This window comes from Cognatazoarcus halotolerans (assembly GCF_009800965.1).
Classification (GTDB): domain Bacteria; phylum Pseudomonadota; class Gammaproteobacteria; order Burkholderiales; family Rhodocyclaceae; genus Cognatazoarcus; species Cognatazoarcus halotolerans.
The window spans coordinates 35,766-56,227 of sequence record NZ_WUAF01000005.1 but is presented as its reverse complement, the minus strand read 5'-3'; the positions used below and the strand labels follow the sequence as shown (position 1 = coordinate 56,227).

Annotated in this window: 21 protein-coding genes and 1 tRNA gene; 17 read left to right on the top strand and 5 right to left on the bottom strand. The window is 64.6% G+C overall.

Annotated features, from left to right (window positions below; genetic code table 11):
- Positions 1–39 precede the first annotated feature (39 nt).
- The 4 genes from GQB03_RS08055 (at position 40) to GQB03_RS08040 (ending at position 5,302) form a co-directional block, all read left to right on the top strand.
- Positions 40–2,727, top strand: a complete 2,688-nt coding sequence (locus tag GQB03_RS08055; RefSeq protein ID WP_159687203.1) for a bifunctional acetate--CoA ligase family protein/GNAT family N-acetyltransferase — start codon at positions 40–42, stop codon at positions 2,725–2,727.
- A gap of 129 nt (positions 2,728–2,856) precedes the next feature.
- Positions 2,857–3,489 carry a DNA-3-methyladenine glycosylase I gene (locus tag GQB03_RS08050; RefSeq protein WP_159687197.1) on the top strand — a complete coding sequence of 211 codons (633 nt, stop codon included), beginning with the start codon at positions 2,857–2,859 and terminating at the stop codon, positions 3,487–3,489.
- A 39-nt stretch (positions 3,490–3,528) separates the two neighbouring features.
- On the top strand, positions 3,529–4,380 hold the full coding sequence (locus GQB03_RS08045; protein WP_159687193.1) for a D-hexose-6-phosphate mutarotase: 852 nt from the start codon (positions 3,529–3,531) through the stop codon (positions 4,378–4,380).
- A 61-nt stretch (positions 4,381–4,441) separates the two neighbouring features.
- Positions 4,442–5,302, top strand: a complete 861-nt coding sequence (locus GQB03_RS08040) for a tetratricopeptide repeat protein (RefSeq protein ID WP_159687188.1) — start codon at positions 4,442–4,444, stop codon at positions 5,300–5,302.
- A gap of 12 nt (positions 5,303–5,314) precedes the next feature.
- Here GQB03_RS08040 and GQB03_RS08035 read toward each other — a convergent pair whose 3' ends face one another.
- Positions 5,315–5,920: a hypothetical protein gene (locus GQB03_RS08035; protein WP_159687183.1), complete on the bottom strand. Its 606-nt coding sequence runs from the start codon at positions 5,918–5,920 to the stop codon at positions 5,315–5,317.
- Positions 5,921–6,062: 142 nt separating this feature from the next.
- Here GQB03_RS08035 and GQB03_RS08030 point away from each other — a divergent pair, with 142 nt between their 5' ends.
- From GQB03_RS08030 to GQB03_RS07995, 8 genes are all read left to right on the top strand, one after another.
- Complete coding sequence (locus GQB03_RS08030; RefSeq protein ID WP_159687177.1) at positions 6,063–8,378, top strand: Tex family protein; 2,316 nt, start codon at positions 6,063–6,065, stop codon at positions 8,376–8,378.
- A gap of 28 nt (positions 8,379–8,406) precedes the next feature.
- A complete protein-coding gene (locus GQB03_RS08025) occupies positions 8,407–8,766 on the top strand; it encodes an ArsC family reductase (protein ID WP_159687174.1) in 360 nt (119 codons plus the stop codon).
- Entirely contained in the window at positions 8,766–9,638 is an 873-nt protein-coding gene (hslO, locus tag GQB03_RS08020) for an Hsp33 family molecular chaperone HslO (RefSeq protein ID WP_200832149.1), read from the top strand. The genes GQB03_RS08025 and hslO overlap by 1 nt, the downstream gene beginning before the upstream one ends.
- Positions 9,639–9,706: 68 nt before the next feature.
- Positions 9,707–10,477 carry a septum site-determining protein MinC gene (gene minC / locus GQB03_RS08015; RefSeq protein ID WP_159687169.1) on the top strand — a complete coding sequence of 257 codons (771 nt, stop codon included), beginning with the start codon at positions 9,707–9,709 and terminating at the stop codon, positions 10,475–10,477.
- A 35-nt stretch (positions 10,478–10,512) separates the two neighbouring features.
- A complete protein-coding gene (gene minD / locus GQB03_RS08010; protein WP_159687167.1) occupies positions 10,513–11,328 on the top strand; it encodes a septum site-determining protein MinD in 816 nt (271 codons plus the stop codon).
- Positions 11,329–11,330: 2 nt separating this feature from the next.
- On the top strand, positions 11,331–11,591 hold the full coding sequence (gene minE, locus GQB03_RS08005) for a cell division topological specificity factor MinE (protein ID WP_159687165.1): 261 nt from the start codon (positions 11,331–11,333) through the stop codon (positions 11,589–11,591).
- A 12-nt stretch (positions 11,592–11,603) separates the two neighbouring features.
- A tRNA-Leu gene (locus GQB03_RS08000) sits at positions 11,604–11,688 on the top strand.
- Between the two features lie 165 nt (positions 11,689–11,853).
- Positions 11,854–13,203, top strand: coding sequence for an MFS transporter (locus GQB03_RS07995; protein ID WP_159687163.1), 1,350 nt, complete (start codon positions 11,854–11,856; stop codon positions 13,201–13,203).
- Positions 13,204–13,266: 63 nt separating this feature from the next.
- Here the strand turns inward: GQB03_RS07995 and GQB03_RS07990 are convergent, their stop codons facing one another.
- Positions 13,267–13,902, bottom strand: coding sequence for a carbonic anhydrase (locus tag GQB03_RS07990; RefSeq protein ID WP_159687161.1), 636 nt, complete (start codon positions 13,900–13,902; stop codon positions 13,267–13,269).
- Between the two features lie 247 nt (positions 13,903–14,149).
- Between GQB03_RS07990 and GQB03_RS07985 the strand changes: the two genes are divergently transcribed.
- The gene (locus GQB03_RS07985; protein ID WP_159687159.1) at positions 14,150–14,362 is read left to right on the top strand and encodes a hypothetical protein; all 213 of its coding nucleotides are present in this window, start codon (positions 14,150–14,152) and stop codon (positions 14,360–14,362) included.
- 163 nt (positions 14,363–14,525) lie between these two features.
- On the top strand, positions 14,526–15,557 hold the full coding sequence (locus GQB03_RS07980) for an NAD(P)H-dependent flavin oxidoreductase (RefSeq protein ID WP_159687157.1): 1,032 nt from the start codon (positions 14,526–14,528) through the stop codon (positions 15,555–15,557).
- 78 nt (positions 15,558–15,635) lie between these two features.
- Here GQB03_RS07980 and GQB03_RS07975 read toward each other — a convergent pair whose 3' ends face one another.
- Positions 15,636–16,526 (bottom strand): LysR family transcriptional regulator, encoded by an 891-nt coding sequence (locus GQB03_RS07975; RefSeq protein WP_159687154.1) that lies wholly within the window; start codon positions 16,524–16,526, stop codon positions 15,636–15,638.
- A gap of 109 nt (positions 16,527–16,635) precedes the next feature.
- Here GQB03_RS07975 and GQB03_RS07970 point away from each other — a divergent pair, with 109 nt between their 5' ends.
- Both GQB03_RS07970 and GQB03_RS07965 read left to right on the top strand, forming a co-directional pair.
- Positions 16,636–17,256 (top strand): glutathione S-transferase family protein, encoded by a 621-nt coding sequence (locus tag GQB03_RS07970; RefSeq protein ID WP_159687152.1) that lies wholly within the window; start codon positions 16,636–16,638, stop codon positions 17,254–17,256.
- 8 nt (positions 17,257–17,264) lie between these two features.
- Positions 17,265–18,158, top strand: coding sequence for a pyridoxamine 5'-phosphate oxidase family protein (locus tag GQB03_RS07965; protein WP_159687149.1), 894 nt, complete (start codon positions 17,265–17,267; stop codon positions 18,156–18,158).
- Here GQB03_RS07965 and GQB03_RS07960 read toward each other — a convergent pair.
- Both GQB03_RS07960 and GQB03_RS23170 read right to left on the bottom strand, forming a co-directional pair.
- The gene (locus GQB03_RS07960; protein ID WP_159687145.1) at positions 18,141–19,421 is read right to left on the bottom strand and encodes a TIGR03862 family flavoprotein; all 1,281 of its coding nucleotides are present in this window, start codon (positions 19,419–19,421) and stop codon (positions 18,141–18,143) included. The two genes, GQB03_RS07965 and GQB03_RS07960, sit on opposite strands and share 18 nt — an antisense overlap.
- 1 nt (position 19,422) lies before the next feature.
- Positions 19,423–19,653, bottom strand: coding sequence for a VF530 family protein (locus tag GQB03_RS23170; RefSeq protein ID WP_159687143.1), 231 nt, complete (start codon positions 19,651–19,653; stop codon positions 19,423–19,425).
- A gap of 199 nt (positions 19,654–19,852) precedes the next feature.
- On the opposite strand from GQB03_RS23170, the gene lexA reads away from it, so the two are divergent.
- Positions 19,853–20,458: a transcriptional repressor LexA gene (gene lexA / locus GQB03_RS07950; RefSeq protein ID WP_159687141.1), complete on the top strand. Its 606-nt coding sequence runs from the start codon at positions 19,853–19,855 to the stop codon at positions 20,456–20,458.
- Positions 20,459–20,462 lie beyond the last annotated feature (4 nt).

The window sequence follows — 20,462 nt, the reverse complement described above, 5'->3', positions numbered from 1 at the left end:
GTCCAGCACGACGCAACCGACGCCCGAGAGGCTGAGAAAATGAAGGAAAAACACTACCTGACACCACTTTTCGAGCCGCGCTCCGTTGGCATCATCGGTGCCAGCGAGCGTCCCGACTCGATCGGCGGCGTACTCATCCGCAACATGCTCGAGGCCGGATTCAAAGGCAAGCTGTTCGCAATCAACCCCAAGCACGAGACCGTGTTCGACGTTCCGTGCTTTCGCTCGATCGAGGATGTACCCCACCGTCTCGATCTGGTAGTCATCTCGACCCGGGCCGAAACCATTCCGGCAATCATGGACGGCTGCGGCCGGGCCGGCGTGAAAGCCGCAATCGTGCTGTCTGCCGGTTTTTCGGAGAGCGGCCCCCGCGGTGCAGCGCTCGAGCGCTCGACCACCGAAGTGGCACGACGCCACCGGATCCGCCTTCTCGGGCCCAACTGCCTTGGCATCATCCGTCCGGAACTGGGACTCAACGCCACCTTTGCGCACGGCGGAGCCCTCAAGGGCTCGATCGGCCTGATTTCCCAATCGGGCGCCCTGTGTACCGCGATTCTGGACTGGGCAAAACCGAACAACGTCGGCTTCTCGAACGTCGTCTCGCTAGGCTCTTCCCGCGACATCGACTTTGGCGAGATTCTCGAATACATGATCTCGGATCCACGTACCGAGAGCATATTCCTTTACGTCGAGGGCATTCGCGATGCGCGGCGCTTCATGAGCGCCCTTCGCGGTGCAGCGCGCGTCAAGCCGGTACTGCTGATCAAGGTGGGCCGCCATCCCGCCGGCAGCGCCGCCGCGCTCTCCCACACTGGCGCGATGGTAGGTGAAGACGCGGTGTTCGACGCGGCACTGCGTCGTGCCGGGGTGATCCGCCTCTATACGATGGGTCAGATGTTCGCGGCGGCCAATGCACTCTTCTCGCACTTCCGGCCGCGGGGCAATCGGCTTGCGATCGTCACCAATGGCGGTGGGCCGGGCGTAATGGCTGCCGACCGCTGCGCCGACCTGCGCATTCCCCTGGCCCAGCTGTCGGATGGCACCGTCGCCAAGCTCAATGAATTCCTGCCTGCAGCCTGGTCGCGGGGAAATCCAGTGGATATCCTGGGTGACGCCAACGCGGATCGCTACAAGAATACCGTCGCGGCCGTACTTGAGGATGCCAATGTCGATGGCGTTCTGGTGATCCTCACGCCACAGGCGATCATCGATCCGACGGCCGTTGCGGACGCTCTGATCGAGCTCGAGAAGAACGCCGATAAGCCCGTCGTTACCTGCTGGATGGGAGAAGATCTCGTAAGACAGGGGCGGCGCAAGTTCGAAGAGGCCGGTATTCCGACCTTCCGCACGCCCGAACCGGCGGTCGAGCTGTTCAGTCACATTTCGGCCTATTATCGAAACCAGAAGTTGCTGATGCAGACGCCGGCGTCGCTGTCGCATCTGCGTCCGCCGTCGATCGAAAGCGCCCGCCTCGTGATCGAGACGGCGCTGGCGGAGCGCCGCAAGGTGCTCAACGAAATGGAATCGAAGGCCTTGCTGGCGGCGTTCCGGATCCCGATCGCACAGACCGTCGTTGCCCGCTCCGCGACCGAAGCGATGGTGCTGGCCGAGGAGATCGGCCTGCCGGTAGTCATGAAGATCGACTCGCCGAGCATCACCCACAAGTCCGACTCCGGCGGTGTGCGTCTGAACCTGACGAGTCTTGCGGCCGTGCGAAGCGCCTACCAGGAGATTCTCGAAGGGGTCAAGAAGACGCATCCCGATGCCCCGGTCAACGGGGTCGCCATCGAGCCGATGATCCTCAAGCCAAACGGTCGCGAGCTCATGGTTGGGGTGACGCGCGACCCGATCTTCGGCCCAGTCATCACCTTCGGCGAAGGTGGCACAAGAGTCGAAGTGCACAAGGACCGCGCGGTCGCGTTGCCACCGCTCAACCCCTTCCTGGCTCGCGACCTCATCCGCTCGACACGCATCGCCTCGCTGCTGGGTGAATTCCGCAGCATGCCGCCAATCGATATGGAATCGCTCGAGTTCGTGCTGTTGCGCGTCTCGGAAATGGTCTGCGAGCTGCCGTGGATCCAGACGATCAACATCAATCCGCTGATCGTCGACGAAAACGGCGCGGTGGCCGTGGATTGCCAGATCATCGTGGACAACGTCTCGCCGGCGGCAGACCGCTATGCACACATGGCGATTCACCCCTACCCGTCGCAGCTCACGACCGAGTGGACGCAGCCGGACGGGGTCAAGATCGTGATCCGGCCGATCAAACCCGAAGACGCCGATCTCGAGGTGGAATTCGTCCGCAAGTTGTCGCCGGAGAGCAAGTACTACCGCTTCATGAACACCATGCGCGAGCTCCCGCCGGCAATGGTCACCCGCCTCACCCAGATCGACTATGACCGCGAGATGGCATTCGTCGCGATCATCGACCAGGACGGCGTGGAGACGGAGATCGGGGTCTGCCGGTATGCGGTCAATCCGGACGGCGAATCCTGCGAGTTTGCGATTGTCGTCGCCGACGAATGGGCGCACCGCGGACTGGCCCGCAAGCTCATGGGCGTGCTCATCGAAACTGCCCGCGATCGTGGCCTCGGCTACATGAATGGTGTCTTCCTGTCCAACAACGAGCGCATGCTCAAGTTCGTCAAGGGTCTCGGCTTCGTGCTCTCGAACGACCCCGAGGACAACTCGGTCAAGCTTGGCGTGCTTGCCCTCCAGGACTGATCCGCGAAGGCGACCCGTCCCAACGGCCGCCCACAAGGCGGCCGTTCTTTATCGGGTATTTGCTAGAGTAGCGCCCCGCGTGGCCCTCGCCCGCTCCGGCCCACCACGCTGCAGATCAAGGGACGAACGATGAACGAAACCACGCAACACTCTCAATCAGTTGACGGCCCGGCCGCCCCGGCCAAGACCCGCCAACGCTGCGGATGGTGCGGCAACGACCCGCTGTATGTCCGCTACCACGACTTCGAATGGGGCGTACCGGTCCACGACGACAGGCAGCTCTTCGAACTCCTGACGCTGGAGGGCGCACAGGCGGGTCTGTCGTGGATCACCATCCTGCGCAAGCGCGACGGGTACCGCCAAGCCTTTGCTGACTTCGATCCGGCACTCGTCGCACGATTCGACGAGGCCGCTCAAGAGAGGCTGAGCGAAGATCCGTCGATCGTGCGCAACCGAGCCAAGATCGCCTCGACGGTCGGTAACGCGAAAGCCTTTCTCGCGGTGCAAGCAGAGTTCGGCAGTTTCGACGAATTTCTCTGGCGCTTCGTAGACGGCAGGCCGATCGTCAATAACCCGGAGACGCTGTCGGAAGTGCCGGCGCGCACGGAGCTGTCCGACAAAATCAGCCGGGAACTCCAGCGCCGCGGTTTCAAGTTCGTCGGCAGCACCATCTGTTATGCCTTCATGCAGGCCACCGGGATGGTCAATGACCATCTCACAAACTGCTTCTGCCATCCTGAACAAAGCGGAATCAACACCTAGCCCGCTATCATTGCGCCTTTACGGACGGGGAATACCTGCATGAGCGCCCGGATTGAGGAACTGGACCACTTAGGACTGCCGGCGGTACGGCTCGAAACAAACCGTGGAGCATCGGCGATCATCAGCCTCGTCGGCGGCCAGGTGCTGTCATGGCGGCCGACCGGCGGCGGTGGCGAGCGCCTGTTCCTCAGCCCCGCGGCTGTTCTCGACGGCTCAACCCCGATTCGTGGCGGCATACCTGTCTGCTTCCCCCAGTTCGCCGATCTGGGCCGTTTGCCAAAGCATGGATTGCTTCGCACCCGCCGCTGGGCGATCAAGGAACAACGCATCCAGGACGGTTATGCGATGGTGACGCTATGGGTGAGCGAGGACGACGCGAGCCATGCGGCATGGCCGTACGCATTCAACTGCGAGCTCACCGTACTGATCGAGGACGACCGGCTGGACCTCGAGTTCGAGGTCGAGAATACGGGTTACGGAAGCTTCGTCTTCACCGGCGCCTTGCACACTTACCTCGCCGTACGTGAAGTCGAAGAGATCTCACTCCAAGGACTCTACGGTACCCATTACACCGACAAGACCACCGGCAAAGAGCGCATCCGCGAGACCGGAGAAGTCGTCCGCATAGCGGACGAGACCGACCGCATCTACCGCGACGCCGCGCGCCCCCTGACACTGCACGACAGCGGGCGCGAGCTTGCGATCCGTACGGAAGGCTTCCCTGACGTCGTCGTATGGAATCCCTGGGTCGAGAAATGTGCCGCCCTGAGCGACATGGGCGCACTCGATTTTCGTCGGATGCTCTGTGTCGAAGCAGCGATCACCCGCCCCATCGAACTGCCCGCGGGCGAGAACTGGTGGGGACGACAGACCCTGGTTGCACTCGCGTGACTTGAACTCGCGCATCGGGGCCCCACCTGTCAGTGGATACTGCAACAGGAGAACCCCATTCATGAGCGCTTTCGCCTTCGATGTGACCGCGGCGGATTTCGAGCAAAAGGTCGTCGATGCATCGCGGAAAACCCCCGTTCTGGTCGATTTCTGGGCTGCCTGGTGCGCGCCGTGCCGTACCCTCAAACCCATGCTGGAAAAGCTCGCCGACGAATTCGGCGGGCGGATCCTGGTCGCCAAGGTCAACACGGAACAGGAGCAGGAACTTGCCGCACGTTTCGGCATTCGTGGTATTCCCGATGTCAGGGCCTTCGTTGGAGGCACCCAGATAGATGGCTTTACCGGGGCCCTTCCCGAAAACGCACTGCGCGAATTCATCGCACGGATCCTGCCCTCCGACGCCGAACCGCTCCGGCTCGAGGCGCAAAGCTCGCGCGAAAGGGGTGATGTCAACACCTCGCGGGCATTGCTTCTCAAGGCCATCGACGCCGACCCGAAGTTCGAAGCCGCGAGGCTTGATCTGATTGACCTGCTGATCGACATCAACGAACTCGACGAAGCCGATCGCCTGCTCAAGGAGATCATTTACCGTGCCAGGGACGAAGAGCGCGTTCGTACGCTGGAAGCCAGGCTCGGTCTGGCGAGCGCACGCCCTGCGTCAGCCGATGAGGCTGCCCTGAGGGCCAGAATCGATGACAACGGCGCAGACCTCGAAGCGCGGCTCGAACTGGCAAACCTGGCGGCCGAGAAAGGAGAGTTCGACACTGCCCTCGAAAATCTGCTGGCGATCGTCCAGCAGGATCGCGGCTTCAAGGACGATGCCGGCCGCAAGACAATGATTCAGGTCTTCAGCCTCATGCCCTCCGATTCGCCGCTGTTGCGCGACTACCGGAGCCGGCTTGCCGCAGTCCTCAACCGCTGAAACCGCGCGCGGCTAGTTGGTACGCACCATTTCCGCCACGTCCCGACCATTCACGGTGACAACCGATACCGTGTTGCCAGCGGTATCTGCAGCAACCGGTTCGACCTGCAACCGTCCCGAATCGAGGAGGCGTTGAAGGCGCTGCTTCGCATGCTCGGAACTCACCTCGCTGCCATTGGCATCGATACCCTTTACCCGGATGCGCTTGCCGGCCTGGTAGAAGGTCGCACCGTCCATGGCATAGGCACGGGCCGACACGGTCCGTTCGTCGCCACTCGATTCGGGAAGACGCGGTATGGTCAGGGCGCCGGGCGCCGAACGCGCCTTGGGCAGGCGAGCGACCCTGGGCGCGCGCGCGGCACTGCGCTTCGAGCGCGCCGAAGAGCCGGCGCTCGCCCGGCTCTTGCCAGGGCGCTTCTTGGCAACGACCTTCCTGGATTTCACGACCTTTCGACTCTGCGTCGAGTGGCGAGCCGCAAGTACTTTTTTCTTCGACGATTTCTTGACCGATGTCTTCTTTGAAACGGTCCGCTTCTGCGCCGCCTCTGCGGTACTCCCCGCGTCCACAGTAGCCAGACTGAATACGGCAAGCACCAAAGCGACAAACAACTTTTTCATCACTCCCCCGTCCCGCGAACCACCAAAGATGCACAAGCGTGTTGCGCGTAATCGATCAAGTCTAGACCTTTCACAAGGACTTGCGTAGCCAAGGCGAGTGCAGGCACCATCAGGAGTTTTTTCCTGCACGTCCGGATCCACCATGCTGCCATCCATCGAACAACGCATCGCGAACGAACTCGGCGTCTCGCCGCGCCAGGTCCTCGCAGCCGTCCAGCTCCTCGACGAAGGCGCGACCGTGCCGTTCATCGCCCGCTACCGCAAAGAGGTGACCGGCGCCCTCGACGACACCCAGCTGCGCACCCTCGAAGAGCGCCTCGGCTACCTGCGCGAACTCGAAGAACGCCGCGCCACCGTACTCTCCAGCATCGAGGAACAGGGCAAGCTCACCGCGGAGCTGCGTGAGACGATCGAAAACGCCGATACCAAGCAGCGCCTCGAGGATCTCTACCTGCCCTATAAACAGAAACGCCGCACCAAGGCGCAGATCGCGCGCGAAGCGGGCATTGCCCCGCTGGCCGAAGCGCTGCTCGCCAACCCCGGCCTGCTTCCCGAGGAAGAAGCGGGGAAATACCTCAACGCCGAAGCCGGCTTCGCCGACACCAAGAGCGTGCTCGACGGCGCGCGGCAGATCCTCATGGAACAGTTTGCCGAGGACGCCACCCTGCTCGGCCAGCTCCGCGAGTTCCTCAACGACCATGGCGTGGTCGTCTCGAGCGTGGTCGATGGCAAGCAGGACGAGGGCGCCAAGTTCCGCGACTGGTTCGACTTTCGCGAGCCGATCGCCTCGATGCCGTCCCATCGCGCGCTGGCGCTGCTTCGCGGTCGCAACGAAGGCATGCTGCGCCTGCAGCTCGGCCTCGACTCGGACCCCACCGACGGCTCCCGTGCGAGCGGCCCCTCGCCCTGCGAGATTCGGATCGCTGCGCGCTTCAAGGTCCGCGACGAGGGTCGTCCCGCCGACGCGTGGCTGCGCGAGACGGTACGCTGGGCCTGGAGCGTCAAGATTTCGCTGCACCTCGAACTGGAGTTGATGTCGGCGCTGCGCGAGCGCGCCGAGGAAGAAGCGATCCGCGTCTTCGCCTCGAACCTCAAGGACCTGCTGCTCGCCGCACCGGCCGGTCCGCGCGCCACCATGGGCCTCGACCCGGGCCTGCGCACCGGCGTCAAGGTGGCGGTGGTCGACGCCACCGGCAAGCTGCTCGACACGGCCACCATCTACCCGCATGAACCACGCCGCGACTGGGATGGCGCACTGTCCACCCTGGCCGGCCTGGCACGGCGCCACAAGGTTGAGCTGATCGCGATCGGCAACGGCACCGCCTCACGCGAAACCGACAAGCTGGCGGCAGAACTCGTCAAGGCCTTGCCCGAGCTGCACATGACCAAGATCGTGGTATCCGAGGCCGGCGCCTCGGTGTATTCCGCGTCCGAACTCGCCGCACGCGAATTCCCAGAACTCGACGTCAGCCTGCGCGGCGCGGTTTCGATCGCCCGTCGCTTGCAGGATCCGCTCGCCGAGCTGGTCAAGATCGATCCCAAGTCGATCGGCGTGGGCCAGTATCAGCACGACCTCAACCAGTCGCGCCTTGCCCGCAGTCTCGACGCCGTGGTTGAAGACTGCGTCAACGCGGTCGGCGTGGATGTGAATACCGCATCGGCGGCCCTGCTCACCCGAATTTCCGGGCTCAACGGCACGCTCGCCGCCAATATCGTCGCCCATCGCGACGCAAACGGCGCCTTTGCGAGCCGCAAGGCCCTGCTCAAGGTGCCCCGCCTCGGCGACAAGACCTTCGAGCAGGCCGCAGGCTTCCTGCGCGTCATGAACGGTGACAACCCGCTCGATGCCTCGGCGGTCCACCCCGAGGCCTATCCGGTGGTGGAGCGCATCCTCGCCGACGTTCAGAAATCGGCACGCGAACTGATCGCCGACAGCGCGCGCATCAAGCAGCTCAACGCCGCCCGCTACACCGACGAGCGCTTCGGTCTGCCGACCGTGCAAGACATCCTCAAGGAACTCGAGAAGCCCGGCCGCGACCCGCGGCCCGAATTCAAGACGGCGAGCTTCCGCGAAGGCGTCGAGGGCCTGAAGGACCTCACCCCGGGGATGATGCTCGAAGGCGTGGTCACCAACGTCACCAACTTCGGCGCCTTCGTCGATATCGGTGTCCACCAGGACGGGCTGGTGCACATTTCCGCGCTCTCGAACCGCTTCGTGAAGGATCCGCGCGAAGTCGTCAAGGCAGGCGACGTGGTGAAGGTCAAGGTGCTCGAGGTCGACCTGCAACGCAAGCGCATCGCGCTGACCATGCGCATGAGCGACGAGCCGACGCGTGCCACGGACAATGCAGCGCAGCGGCGCGACAGCCGTCCCGCGCAGCGCTCATCCCGGCCCGATCCGCGGCCCGCGCCCGCCGGCAGCATGGCCGATGCACTGGCCCGCGCGCTGAAGCGCTAAAATCCCGGAATTCCAGCGGAAAACGGCAATGGTCACGATTTACGGCATCAAGAACTGCGACACCATGAAAAAGGCATTCGCCTGGCTCGACGAGCATGGCGTCGCCTACACCTTTCACGACTACAAGAAGGCCGGCATCAGCTCGGGCAAGCTGCACGAGTGGAGCAAGGCCTGCGGCTGGCGCAGCCTGGTGAATACCCGAGGCACGACCTGGCGCAAGCTCACCCCCGAGCAGCAGGACATCCAGACGCAGAGCGCCGCGGTCCAGCTCATGGTGGACAATCCGAGCCTGATCCGCCGCCCGGTCATCGAGACTGCCGGCGGGCAGTTGCTGGTCGGCTTCGACCTCAGCAACTACGCCAGCTTTCTCAAACCGGAGGCCGGCTGATGAGTGCATCTCCCGACAGCTACGTCCAGCGTTTCCTGCTTGAGGAACTCGACATCCGCGGCGCCTTCGTGCATCTGGGCAGCGTCTGGCAGGCACTGCAGCGCGGCCGGAATTACGCTGAGCCGGTGCGCGAACTCATCGGCCAGATGGCTGCGACCACGGCCATCATCGCCGGCAACCTCAAGCAGGCCGGTCGCCTGACCTTCCAGCTGCAGGGCCACGGCCCGGTCAGCCTACTGGTGATCGACTGCGACGAAACGCTCAACATGCGTGGTTACGCAAAATCTGAAGGGCGCCCCGAGGCGGCAAGCGTGCCCGCCCTGATTGGCGACGGCCACCTCATGCTGACGCTCGACATCGAGGCGCTCGATCAGCCCTACCAGAGCTTCGTGCCGATCGAAGGCGAAACCCTTGCCGAGATCTTCGAGCACTATCTGCATCAGTCGGAGCAGCAACCGGCCCGTTTGCTGCTCGCCGCCGATACGAACACTGCGGCCTGCCTGTTTCTGCAGAAGATGCCCGCTGCTGACCAGGCGGATGCCGATGGCTGGGACCGTGTGCAGCAGCTCGCCGCGACGGTCAGGACCGACGAGTTGCTCGGCCTCGATACCGCATCGCTGCTCACCCGGCTTTTTCACGAAGAGACCGTGCGCGTCTTCGAGGCCCGCGTCGTGCGCCACGACTGGCCCGAAGACCGCGACAAGATCGCCGACATGCTGCGCAGCCTGGGTCGCGATGAGATCGAGTCGATCCTCGCGGAGCACGGCGAGGTGCGCATCCACGACGATCTCTCCAACCACGAATACGTGTTCGACGAGGAACAGGCGCGCAGGCTGTTCGATCCCGAAGGTGGCGCACCCACCCTGCACTAGGATGCGGCGCTTGCCCTTGGGCGCCGCGAAAAGTAGACTTCCCGATTTGCCGGATCCAGCCCATCACCATGCCTGAAGCATCGCCGTCGTCAAAACTCGTTGAATTCAAGGGCGGCAAGATCTCCGTCATGAATGCATACCTGCGGGAAACCGACGCCATGAAGCTGGCCGACGCCCTGCACGTGATGCTCGGCGGCATGCCGGATTTCTTCAGCGGCGAGGCAGCAGTGCTGGACTTCCGCGACCTAGCCGTCACACCGGACAGGATCGACTGGACCTCGCTGCTGAGCATGCTGCGCCGTTACCAGGTGCAGCCCATCGCAGTCCGCAACCTGCCCGACCACTACGCGGCCTCGGCCCGACAGGCCGGGCTGGCGCTGCTCACCGGCGAAGAAAGCGACGGCGGCATCCCCGCAGCACCACCACCGCCCCGCCCAACGGCACAGCCAGCGCCGCAACCAGCCGCACCAGTGGTAGCAGCGCCTGCAGCCAACACCATGGTCATCGATCGTCCGCTGCGCTCCGGCCAGCAGATCTACGCGCGCGACACCGACCTGGTGCTCCTGGCCGGCGTGAGCCATGGCGCCGAGGTCATCGCCGACGGCAGCATCCATTGTTACGGCCCGCTGCGCGGCCGTGCCTTGGCCGGAGCACGCGGCAATGCGTCGGCTCGCATCTTCAGCATGAACTTCGGCCCCGAGCTGATCTCGGTGGCCGGTGTATATCGCACCTTCGAGCGCGGAATCCCCGAGGCAGTGGGCGCCAAGCCCGCCCAGGTGAGGCTCGGCGGCGAAGGTGACAAACAGAATCTCGTGGTCGAGCCCATCTCGCTGGGCTGAGCCGCAAAAAACAAGACTTCCAGAAAGGGAAAATCGTGACTCGCGTAATCGTCGTAACCTCAGGCAAGGGTGGCGTTGGCAAGACCACCACCAGCGCCGCATTCTCCTCGGGCCTCGCCCTGCGGGGCTTCAAGACCGCGGTCATCGACTTCGACGTCGGCCTGCGCAACCTCGACCTGATCATGGGCTGTGAACGCCGCGTAGTGTACGACCTGATCAACGTGGTCAACGGCGAAGCCAAGCTCAGCCAGACGCTGATCAAGGACAAGCACTGCGAAAATCTCTTCGTGCTGCCTGCCTCGCAGACCCGCGACAAGGACGCACTCACCGAGGAAGGTGTCGAGAAGGTCCTCAAGGAGCTCGAGCACATGGGCTTCGACTACGTGGTGTGCGACTCACCTGCCGGCATCGAGCGCGGCGCGGTGATGGCCCTCACCTTTGCCGACGAGGCGCTGGTGGTGTCTAACCCCGAAGTCTCGTCGGTGCGCGACTCCGATCGCATCCTCGGCATCATCCAGTCCAAGTCGCGTCGCGCCCAGGAAGGGCAGGAGCCGGTCAAGGAACATCTGCTGGTCACCCGTTACTCGCCCAAGCGCGTCGAAGAGGGCGAAATGCTCTCCTACAAGGACATCCAGGAACTGCTGCGCATTCCGCTCATCGGCGTCATTCCCGAATCCGAGAACGTACTGCACGCCTCGAACCAGGGCACCCCGGCGATCCACCTCAAGGGCACCGATGTCGCCGAGGCCTATGCCGACGTGGTCTCCCGCTTCCTGGGCGAAGAAGTCCCGCTGCGCTTTACCGACTACGAGAAGCCCGGGATCCTCAAGCGCCTGTTCGGAGGCAAGTGAGCATGTCCCTACTGACCCTGCTGTTCGGCGAGAAGAAGAAAAAGACTGCATCCATCGCACGGGAACGCCTGCAGCTCATCATTGCCCGCGAACATACCGGCAGCAGCACGCCGGACTTCCTGCCCGATCTGCAGAAAGAGCTCATCCAGGTCATATCGAAGTACGTCAAGGTGAACCCGGACGACATCAACGTCCAGCTCGAAAAACAGGGCAACTACGAGGTTCTCGAGGTCAACATCGTGCTGGCCGATCAGAGCCGCTGACTGTCCACCCCTGCCCGGATGGTGAAATCGGTAGACACAAGGGACTTAAAATCCCTCGGCGAAAGCTATGCGGGTTCGAGTCCCGCTCCGGGCACCACTTGATGAAGATCTGGCTGCGCGCGCATTCTGCGCGCAGCGTGTCGCAGGGCAACGTCGACGCGCCTGATGACCCCCGTCGTATGCGCAGGACGAAAGCAACGCGGCGCTGCTGCCCGATACGGTTGAATCCCCCTCTGCGGATTGACGTGCACTCGGCTCGCTGATGTCGCCACACTCACGGTACAGTCTCGCCGACCATAACTGCCGGCAGTTCATCAGTTTCCGGGTGCTCTTCAACTCGCGCTTCTACTACCCGGTGCTGGCAATCCTGTTTCTCGATCTGGGACTCAGCGCCGCCCAGTACACCCTGCTCAATGTCGTCTGGGCGATCGTCATCGTGCTCGCGGAGGTGCCGTCCGGCGCGCTGGCCGACCGCATCGGCCGGCGCCCCCTGGTGGTCGCAGCGGCGGCCCTCATGGTCGCAGAGATGCTGGTGCTCACAGTCGCGCCGCGCGACGGCGGCATGCTGCTCGTTTTCCTTTGCCTGATCAATCGCATCCTGAGCGGGCTGGCCGAGGCGATGGCCAGCGGCGCCGACGAATCGCTGGCCTACGACGCCCTCGTGGCCGAAGGTCGCGCGGGTGAGTGGCCCACAGTACTGGCCCGGCTGATGCAATGGCAATCGGCCGGCATGGTCATCGCGATGCTCGTCGGCAGCGCGGTCTATGATCCCTTGTTGCTCAATCGTCTCGCAGCCGATGCCGGCTTCATCTTGCAACTCGATCAGGGCACGACGCTGCGCTTTCCGATCTATCTCAACCTGCTCGCTGCGCTATGCGTCCTTGCGATCAGCCTCCGCCTGAGGGAAACGCCCACGCCGCACGGCAAAACAGCCGCCGGTGCGAGACAGGCCTTGGTTTCGATCGTCGAGGCCGGGCGCTGGATCACCCATAGCCCGACGGCCCTCTTCGTGATCATCGGCGGCCTGCTGATCGACAGCGTGATCAGGGTGTTCCTCACTTTCGGCAGCGCCTACTACCGGCTCATCGACTTGCCGGAGGCCAGCTACGGGCTGATCGGCGCCGCGATCGCGGGCATCGGTCTGGTCGTCTCGCCCCTTGCCCGCAGGCTCGTGACCTCCGGCTCGGTACTGCGCACATATGCTGCCCTGAGCGCGCTTGCACTCTTCGGCCTGCTCGGTGTCGCGCTCAAGATCCCATTGTGGGGTGTCGCCTTTGCCATTCCACTCGGCGCAGCAATCGCAACGGTAGGCTTCGCAGTGTCGCACCATCTCAACAAGACGGTAGACCCTGCCCATCGGGCCACCGTGCTGTCCTTCAAAGGCCTCGCCTTCAATCTTGGTTATGGTTTTGTCAGCCTGCTTTTCGCCATCGCACTGAGGGCCTATCGCGATCCGCAGCATGCCGCCGACGGCTTTGCGGAGGCGCTTGCCCTGCTGCCGGTGTGGCTGGGCGTGGTGGCACTGCTGACGGCGATGGCCTTCTGGCGCCACCGGACCACGCTCGGCTCGCTGAATCGGCAGATACAGGCTCCGGGCGACCGCACCACTTAACCCACCTACCACGCGATCGGTTTCGTCGGCCTACAGCCCGATGACAAGACTCGGCGCAGCAGTTCAGGTCGCGCTGACCGCCGGATTTTCGGCGAGCGGCACGAACTTCGTCGATTCGCCGTCCAGCGCCTCGATCAGACCATTCTCGATGTCGTAGACCCAGCCGTGAAGGTTCAAGGTGTGCTGCGCGAGCGCAAGCGCAACGGCGGGATGAGTGCGGATATTGGCCAGTTGGGCAACCACGTTCTCCCGCACCAGATCGTCCGCACGCGCCCGCTGGTTCGCATGTTCGCGGGCGAACACGATGGCCTTGGCCGCATCGGCGTAGCGTAGCCAGTGCGCCACGGCCGGTAGGTGATCGAGGCACTGGCAACTGGAAATCGCCGCCATGGCGCCACAGTTGGAATGACCGCAGATCACGATATCGCTCACCTTGAGGACGGAGACCGCGTATTCGACGGTCGCCGAAACTCCCCCCGGCTCGGGGCCATAGGAAGGCACGATGTTCCCCGCATTGCGAATCACGAACAAATCTCCCGGCTCCTGCTGGGTCAGCAGCTCGGGCACCACCCGACTGTCGGAACAGGTCACGAAGAGCACCTTCGGATTCTGTTGGTCCGCCAGTTTCTTGAATAACTCGGAGCGCTCCGGAAATACCTCTTTCTGAAACCTCAGGAAACCATCGATGATTTTCTGCATACCGTGATCCAAACGCTGTTCGTGTGAAGTTTTCCAATGATCCGGGCCTTATTTCGGGCGGCCCGGGGCGGAGCATAGCAGCCTCCGCGCGGCCGGTCAGCACCCCCGCAGCAAGGGCGATCGGCCGGGCCGGTCACACATCGGCTCGTCCGCCACTCACCTTCGGGAACATCAACTTACAATCCGGCGCCAACAGGGTGCCCTCCAAGTGCGTTCATCGCATGTCGGCCAACCAGGAGGAAGCGCCATGACCCGGACCATCATCGTGTTGTTCATTACCGCCCTGCTCGGCGGCTGCGTGATCCTGCCGCTCGGCGACTATCGCGACGGCGGTCGCGGATATCGTCATTACTCCGACGTCTATCGTTACGACAACACCTACCCCTACGGCGACGACGGACGTGACCGGGATTACCGCCGCTGGAACCGTCGCGACCCGGACTGGCGCTATCGTCACTGACACCGATCGGGTCCGGACCGCGCAGATGCGGATCCGGGCCCGACGGGTTTGTCTATTCACCGCCTGACCGTTTTGCCGATCGGAGGTGCGGCGGGACGTCCGCAAGTGGCATCATGCGCAAGACGCTGCGCCCCACAATCCATTTCGCACCTGAGACACGCCCATGCTTCTGCAAGAACGCCTCGGCATAGAACGACCGATCATCCAGGCACCCATGGCCGGCGTGCAGGGCAGCGCGCTGGCGATCGCGGTTTCAAACGCAGGCGGGCTCGGCTCCCTGCCCTGCGCGATGCTCGGCGTGGATGCGCTGCGCACGGAACTGGAGACGATCCGGAAGCACACCGACAAGCCCTTCAACGTGAACTTCTTCTGCCACACGCAACCGCCGGCGGACAGCGCGCGTGAGGCAGTCTGGCGGGCCTTGCTCTCGCCCTACTACACGGAACTCGGCGTCGATCCGCGGAGCATTCCGGACGGGCTGGGACGCCGTCCCTTTGACCGGGCGACGGCCGACTTGCTCGGCGACTTCAAACCGCCAGTTGTCAGCTTCCACTTCGGTCTGCCCGCCGAGGATCTGCTTGCATCGGTCCGCAGCTGGGGGGCGAAGATCCTCGCAAGCGCTACCACGCTCGCCGAAGCCCGCTGGCTGGAAGCACGCGGCGTCGATGCGATCATCGCCCAAGGCGTCGAAGCCGGCGGGCATCGCGGCAACTTCCTCTCGCACGACATGAATGACCAGCTCGGCAGCTTCGCGCTGATCCCGCAGATCGCGCGGGCGGTGAGGGTGCCGGTGATCGCGGCCGGCGGCATCGCCGATGCGCGCGGGGTCGCCGCGGCGATGGCGCTCGGCGCAGCCGGCGTACAGATCGGTACGGCCTACCTGCTGTGCCCGGAAGCCACCACCAGCGCAGTCCATCGTGCTGCACTGGCGAGCGAGGCCGCGCAGACCACCGCCCTCACCAACCTCTTCTCCGGGCGACCTGCGCGCGGCATCGTGAATCGCATCATGCGCGAGCTCGGCCCTTTCAACGATGCCGTGCCGGCATTCCCGCTCGCCAGCGCGGCAATCACACCGCTGCGCACCCGGGCGGAACAGCGCGGCAGCGGTGATTTTTCGCCACTCTGGGCGGGGCAGAACGTGTCCGGCTGCAAGGAGATCCCGGCTGCGCAGCTCACCCGCGAACTGGCCGGCTGATCCAGCGTCGCGCTCACTGACCTGATTGGCCCGCGGCCGCCTTCGGCCCGCGACATGCGTCCTCAGGCCCTCACCGCCCTACATCGAGAAACCTGACAGCGCTTCGCGCATGGCAGTCACAAAGGCGCGCGTGCGCGCCGGCAGCAGCCGGGCATGGGGGTAGAGCACGCTGATCGGCCGGGCCGGCAGCTCGTGCTCGGCGAGCACGATCTCGAGCGCCCCGCGCGCGACGTCCGGCGCCACCTGATAGGACAGAAAGCTGCCGAACCCGAGCCCGTCGCGACAGGCGGCAACCGCCGGGGCAACATGATTGAAGCAGAGCCGTCCCTGCACGGCGACGGTGACGCGGCGGCCTCCATCGATAAAGGCCCAGTGTGGCATGCTGCTGCCGACAAGGCTGATGCACTCGGCACCCCTTAATTCGCGCGGATGAGCCGGCACCCCGCGGCATGCCAGATACGCCGGGCTGGCGACCACCACCTGCCGGACCATCCCCAACGGCTGCGCCACCAGCGAAGAGTCACTCAGCGCTCCGATGCGGATCGCCACATCGAACCCCTCCTCGACCAGATTCACGACCCGGTCGAGCAAGACCAGATCGACGCTGACCGCTTCGTAGCGCTTGATGAAGGCGTTCACTGCCGGCGCCACATACATCTGGCCGAACAGCACCGGCGCGGTGATGCGCAGGTGCCCGGCAGGCTCGCTCATGTCCGCCCTGACCGCGGCTTCTGCCTCCTGCACGGCGGCAAGGACATGCCGGCTGTCGATCAGGTAGCGCCGCCCCTCGTCGGTGAGCGCGATGCGACGGGTGCTGCGGTTGAAGAGGCGTACGCCCAGGTGCGTCTCGAGCGCCGCCAGCCCTCGCACCACTGACGGAAGTGAAGTCTCGAGCTTGTCCGCTGCCGCCGTGAGGCTGCCACCCTCGGCGATGGCGACGAAAAGGCGCATGTGCTTGAGCTGATCCATGGCTGCATCATTACTCCACTTTCTGAAGCAATCAAGTTCAGATCAGCCAATTTATTCCAGTGGCACATCGGTCCAGAATCGCCCTCACCCACTACAGGAGCCACACACGATGCCTACCGACAACGCCATCCGCCTCCACGGTTTCCCCCTTTCCGGCCACAGCCACCGGGTAAGCCTGTTCCTTTCCCTGCTCGGCTTGCCGCACCAAACCATCCACGTCGACCTGGCGGCAGGCGCGCACAAGAAGCCCGACTTTCTGGCAATGAATCCATTCGGCCTGGTACCGGTACTGCAGGATGGCGAAATCACCCTGGCCGAGTCGAACGCCATCCTGGTCTACCTTGCGATGCGTTACGGCGATGCAAGCTGGCTGCCGCGAGATCCGGTGGGTGCAGCCCGCGTCGAGCGCTGGCTGTCGATCGCCGCCGGTCCGCTGGCCTCCGGGCCTGCGCTGGCACGCATTCGCGTGGTATTCGGCAAAACCGAGCCCGAAGCCGAACTGATCGCACGCAGCCATGCGCTGCTCACGGTAATGGATGCCGAGCTGGCTGGTACGCTGTTCCTGGTCGGCGCGACGCCAACCATCGCCGACATCGCCTGCTACAGCTACGTTGCCCACGCGCCCGAAGGGAAGGTGAGTCTCGACGCCTACGCGAATGTCCGTGCCTGGCTCGCCCGTATCGAGGCCCTGCCGAACTTCGTCGGCATGCCCGCCGCGCCGCAAGCCTGAGCCGCGCCATGACTGCATTTCACGCTGGCGAGATGGCCATCCAGCGGCGCGCGGGCTTTGGCGAATCGGTCGTCAGCGTGGGCGCGCGCTTCATTCGCGACGCAATGCCGGAACAGCACCAACAATTCTTTGCACAACTACCGTTCGCGGTGATCGGCGTAATCGATGCCCAGGGCCATCCGCGTGCGGGCCTGCTGGCCGGTGCGCCGGGGTTCCTGCATGCAGCGGATGAGCGGCATCTCACTGCCCACGGATACACCGTCGTCGGCGAGGGTATTGCGGAAGGCATGGTGCCGGGTGCGCCACTCGGCATGCTCGGCATCGAAGCCGGAACGCGGCGGCGCAACCGGCTCAACGGGACGGTGGTGGACGCGCAGAACGAAACCCTGCACATCACCGTCAGCCAGAGCTTCGGCAACTGCCCGAAATACATCACCCCGCGACACGCGACATGGGCCCCCGAGAACGCGCGGTCCGCGCCGACAGCGAACGGCTGGGACGAGGTCGCTCGTCGCATCGTAGCGGGTGCCGACACCTTTTTCATCGCTAGCGCGCACCCTGAAGCAGGCGTCTCCGCCGTCGCATCGCACGGGGTGGATGTCTCACACCGGGGCGGTGAGGCCGGCTTCGTGAAGCTGAGCGGCACAAGCCTGAGCGTGCCGGACTATCCCGGCAACCGCTTCTTCAACACATTGGGAAACCTCGAACTCAATCCGCTGGCCGGCCTGCTGTTCATCGACTTCGCACAAAGCCAGATCCTGCAGCTTGCGGTGCGTGCGCGGCTGAAGTGGCTGCCGGCGCGGCCCGAAGCACCTGACCGCCCGGAACGCCTGCTGCATTTCGACGTGCTGAGAGCCGAACGCAGTAGCGGCGCGCTGCCTCTGCTATGGGCCGACGCCTGACCCGGGCAGGCTCAGCGGCACACGCCCCGCCAGCCAGGCCAGCACCCCAGCGCCAGCCGTGCGACCGCTGGCGAAGCATGCGGTCAGGAGATAACCGCCGGTCGGCGCCTCCCAGTCCAGCATTTCGCCGGCGCAAAAGACGCCCGGCACAGAGGCAAGCATCTGGCCGGCGGCCAGCCCTTCGAAGCGGACCCCGCCCGCAGTGCTTATCGCTTCGTCGATCGGGCGTGTCGCGACCAGCCGCAGTGGCAACGCCTTGATCGCCGCGGCCAAGCGGGCGGGCTGCTGAAAAGCGTCGGCGGGCAGGCACTCGCGCAGCAGCCCCGCCTTGACGCCGGCAATGCCGACCTTGCTCTGCAGATGGCTCGAGATCGAGCGCGAACCGCGCGGCTGCGAGACTTCCGTCAGCACCCGCGCGTGATCACGTCCCGGCGCCAGGTCCAGCTCGATCGTGGCCTCTCCCGCAGCCAGGATCTGCTCGCGCAGCGGCGCCGAGAATGCGTAGATCAGGCTGCCCTCGACACCGTTCGCGGTCACCACGAACTCGCCCTGGCGCCGCAGCGGCTGTCCGTCGCTGTCCTTCATCGAGAGCACCACCGACTTCACCGGCTGGCCGGCGAAGCGCTCGCAGAAGTGTACGCTCCAGGGCACATCGAAACCGCAATTGCTCGGCAGCAGGGGCGCAATCGGCACGCCTTTCTCGGTTAGGATCGGCAGCCAGGCCCCATCCGACCCGAGCCGCGCCCAGCTGCCCCCGCCCATCGCCAGCACCACCGCATCGAACGCGCGGCAGCGCTCGCCTGCGGGCGTCGCGAAGCGCAGCGAGCGCGGTCCATCGCCAAAACCCAGCCAGCGATGGCGAACATGCATGCTCACGCCAGCTTCACGCAGCCGGTGCAACCAAGCGCGTAGCAGGGGGGCCGCCTTTTTCTCGGTGGGGAATACCCGTCCCGAGCTGCCGACGAAGGTCTCCACCCCCAACCTCGCCGCCCAGTCACGCAAGGCCGTGGCATCGAACGCCGCGAGCATCGGCTCGATGCGCGTACGCTGGCTGCCGTAGCGGGCACAGAAGGCGTCGAAAGGCTCGGAATGGGTGATGTTGAGGCCGCCCTTGCCGGCCATCAGGAACTTGCGACCCAGCGAGGGCATGGCATCGAACAGCTCGACCCGCACACCGCCTTCCGCCAGCACTTCCGCGGCCATCAACCCGGCGGGCCCGCCCCCCACCACCGCCACCACGGGTGCGGTAGCAGATGCCGGCACCTCAGCGGCCACGACGCTTGAGGTCGCGCAGGTAAAGCCCTTCGAGCTTCTCGCGCGCCCACGGCGTGCTGCGCAGGAACTTGAGGCTCGATTTGATGCTCGGCTCGAACGCGAAGCAGCGCACCGGTATCCGCTGCGCCAGCCCATCCCAGCCATGGCGCTCGACCAGCTCGGTCAGGATGCGCTCGAGCGTGAGGCCGTGCAGCGGATTGTTGGGCTGTGAATCGGTCATGACTGCTGGAAGTGGGCGGTTTATCGGGTCGTGCACGCTTGCAGGCATGGATTCTGACATGCGCCGGCCGATTAGTCTCAGGCGCTCCGACATCCACCGGCGCGCGCGGGCCCGGAGTCCCATTCGCCATCGCAATGCACGTCCCGCTTGCCATTCGGCAGAAGCTGTACAAAAATACAGCCAACAACCGGAGAAGCCGATGTCCGAAGCCCTGACCCCGCGTCAACAAGAAATCCTGCAATTCATCCGCGACACCCAGACCCACGAAAGCCGCCCGCCTACCCGCGCCGAGATCTGCTCTGCCTTCGGCTTTCGCTCCCCCAACGCCGCCGAGACCCACCTGCGCGCACTCGCCGCAAAAGGCGCCATCACCCTCGAAGAGGGCCGCGCGCGGGGCATCCGCCTGCTCGAATCCCTCGGCCTGCCGCTCATCGGACGGGTTGCCGCGGGCAGCCCGATCCTTGCCGAAGCCCATGTCAGCAAGCGTCTGCAGGTCGATCCGGCCATGTTCTCGCCACGCGCCGACTACCTGCTCAAGGTACGCGGCATGAGCATGCGCGATGCGGGCATCCTCGATGGTGACCTGCTCGCGGTGCATCGCACCAGCGAAGTGCGCCCCGGCCAGATCGTGGTCGCGCGGGTCCACGACGAAGTCACCGTCAAGACGCTTGCCCGCAAGGGCCACATGGTCGAGTTGCTGCCCGCCAACCCCGACTTCGAGCCCATCGTCGTGGATACTCGCAGCGAGTTGCTCGAAATTGAAGGGCTGGCGGTGGGCCTGATCCGTAGCGAAAGCCTGGGCTGAGCCG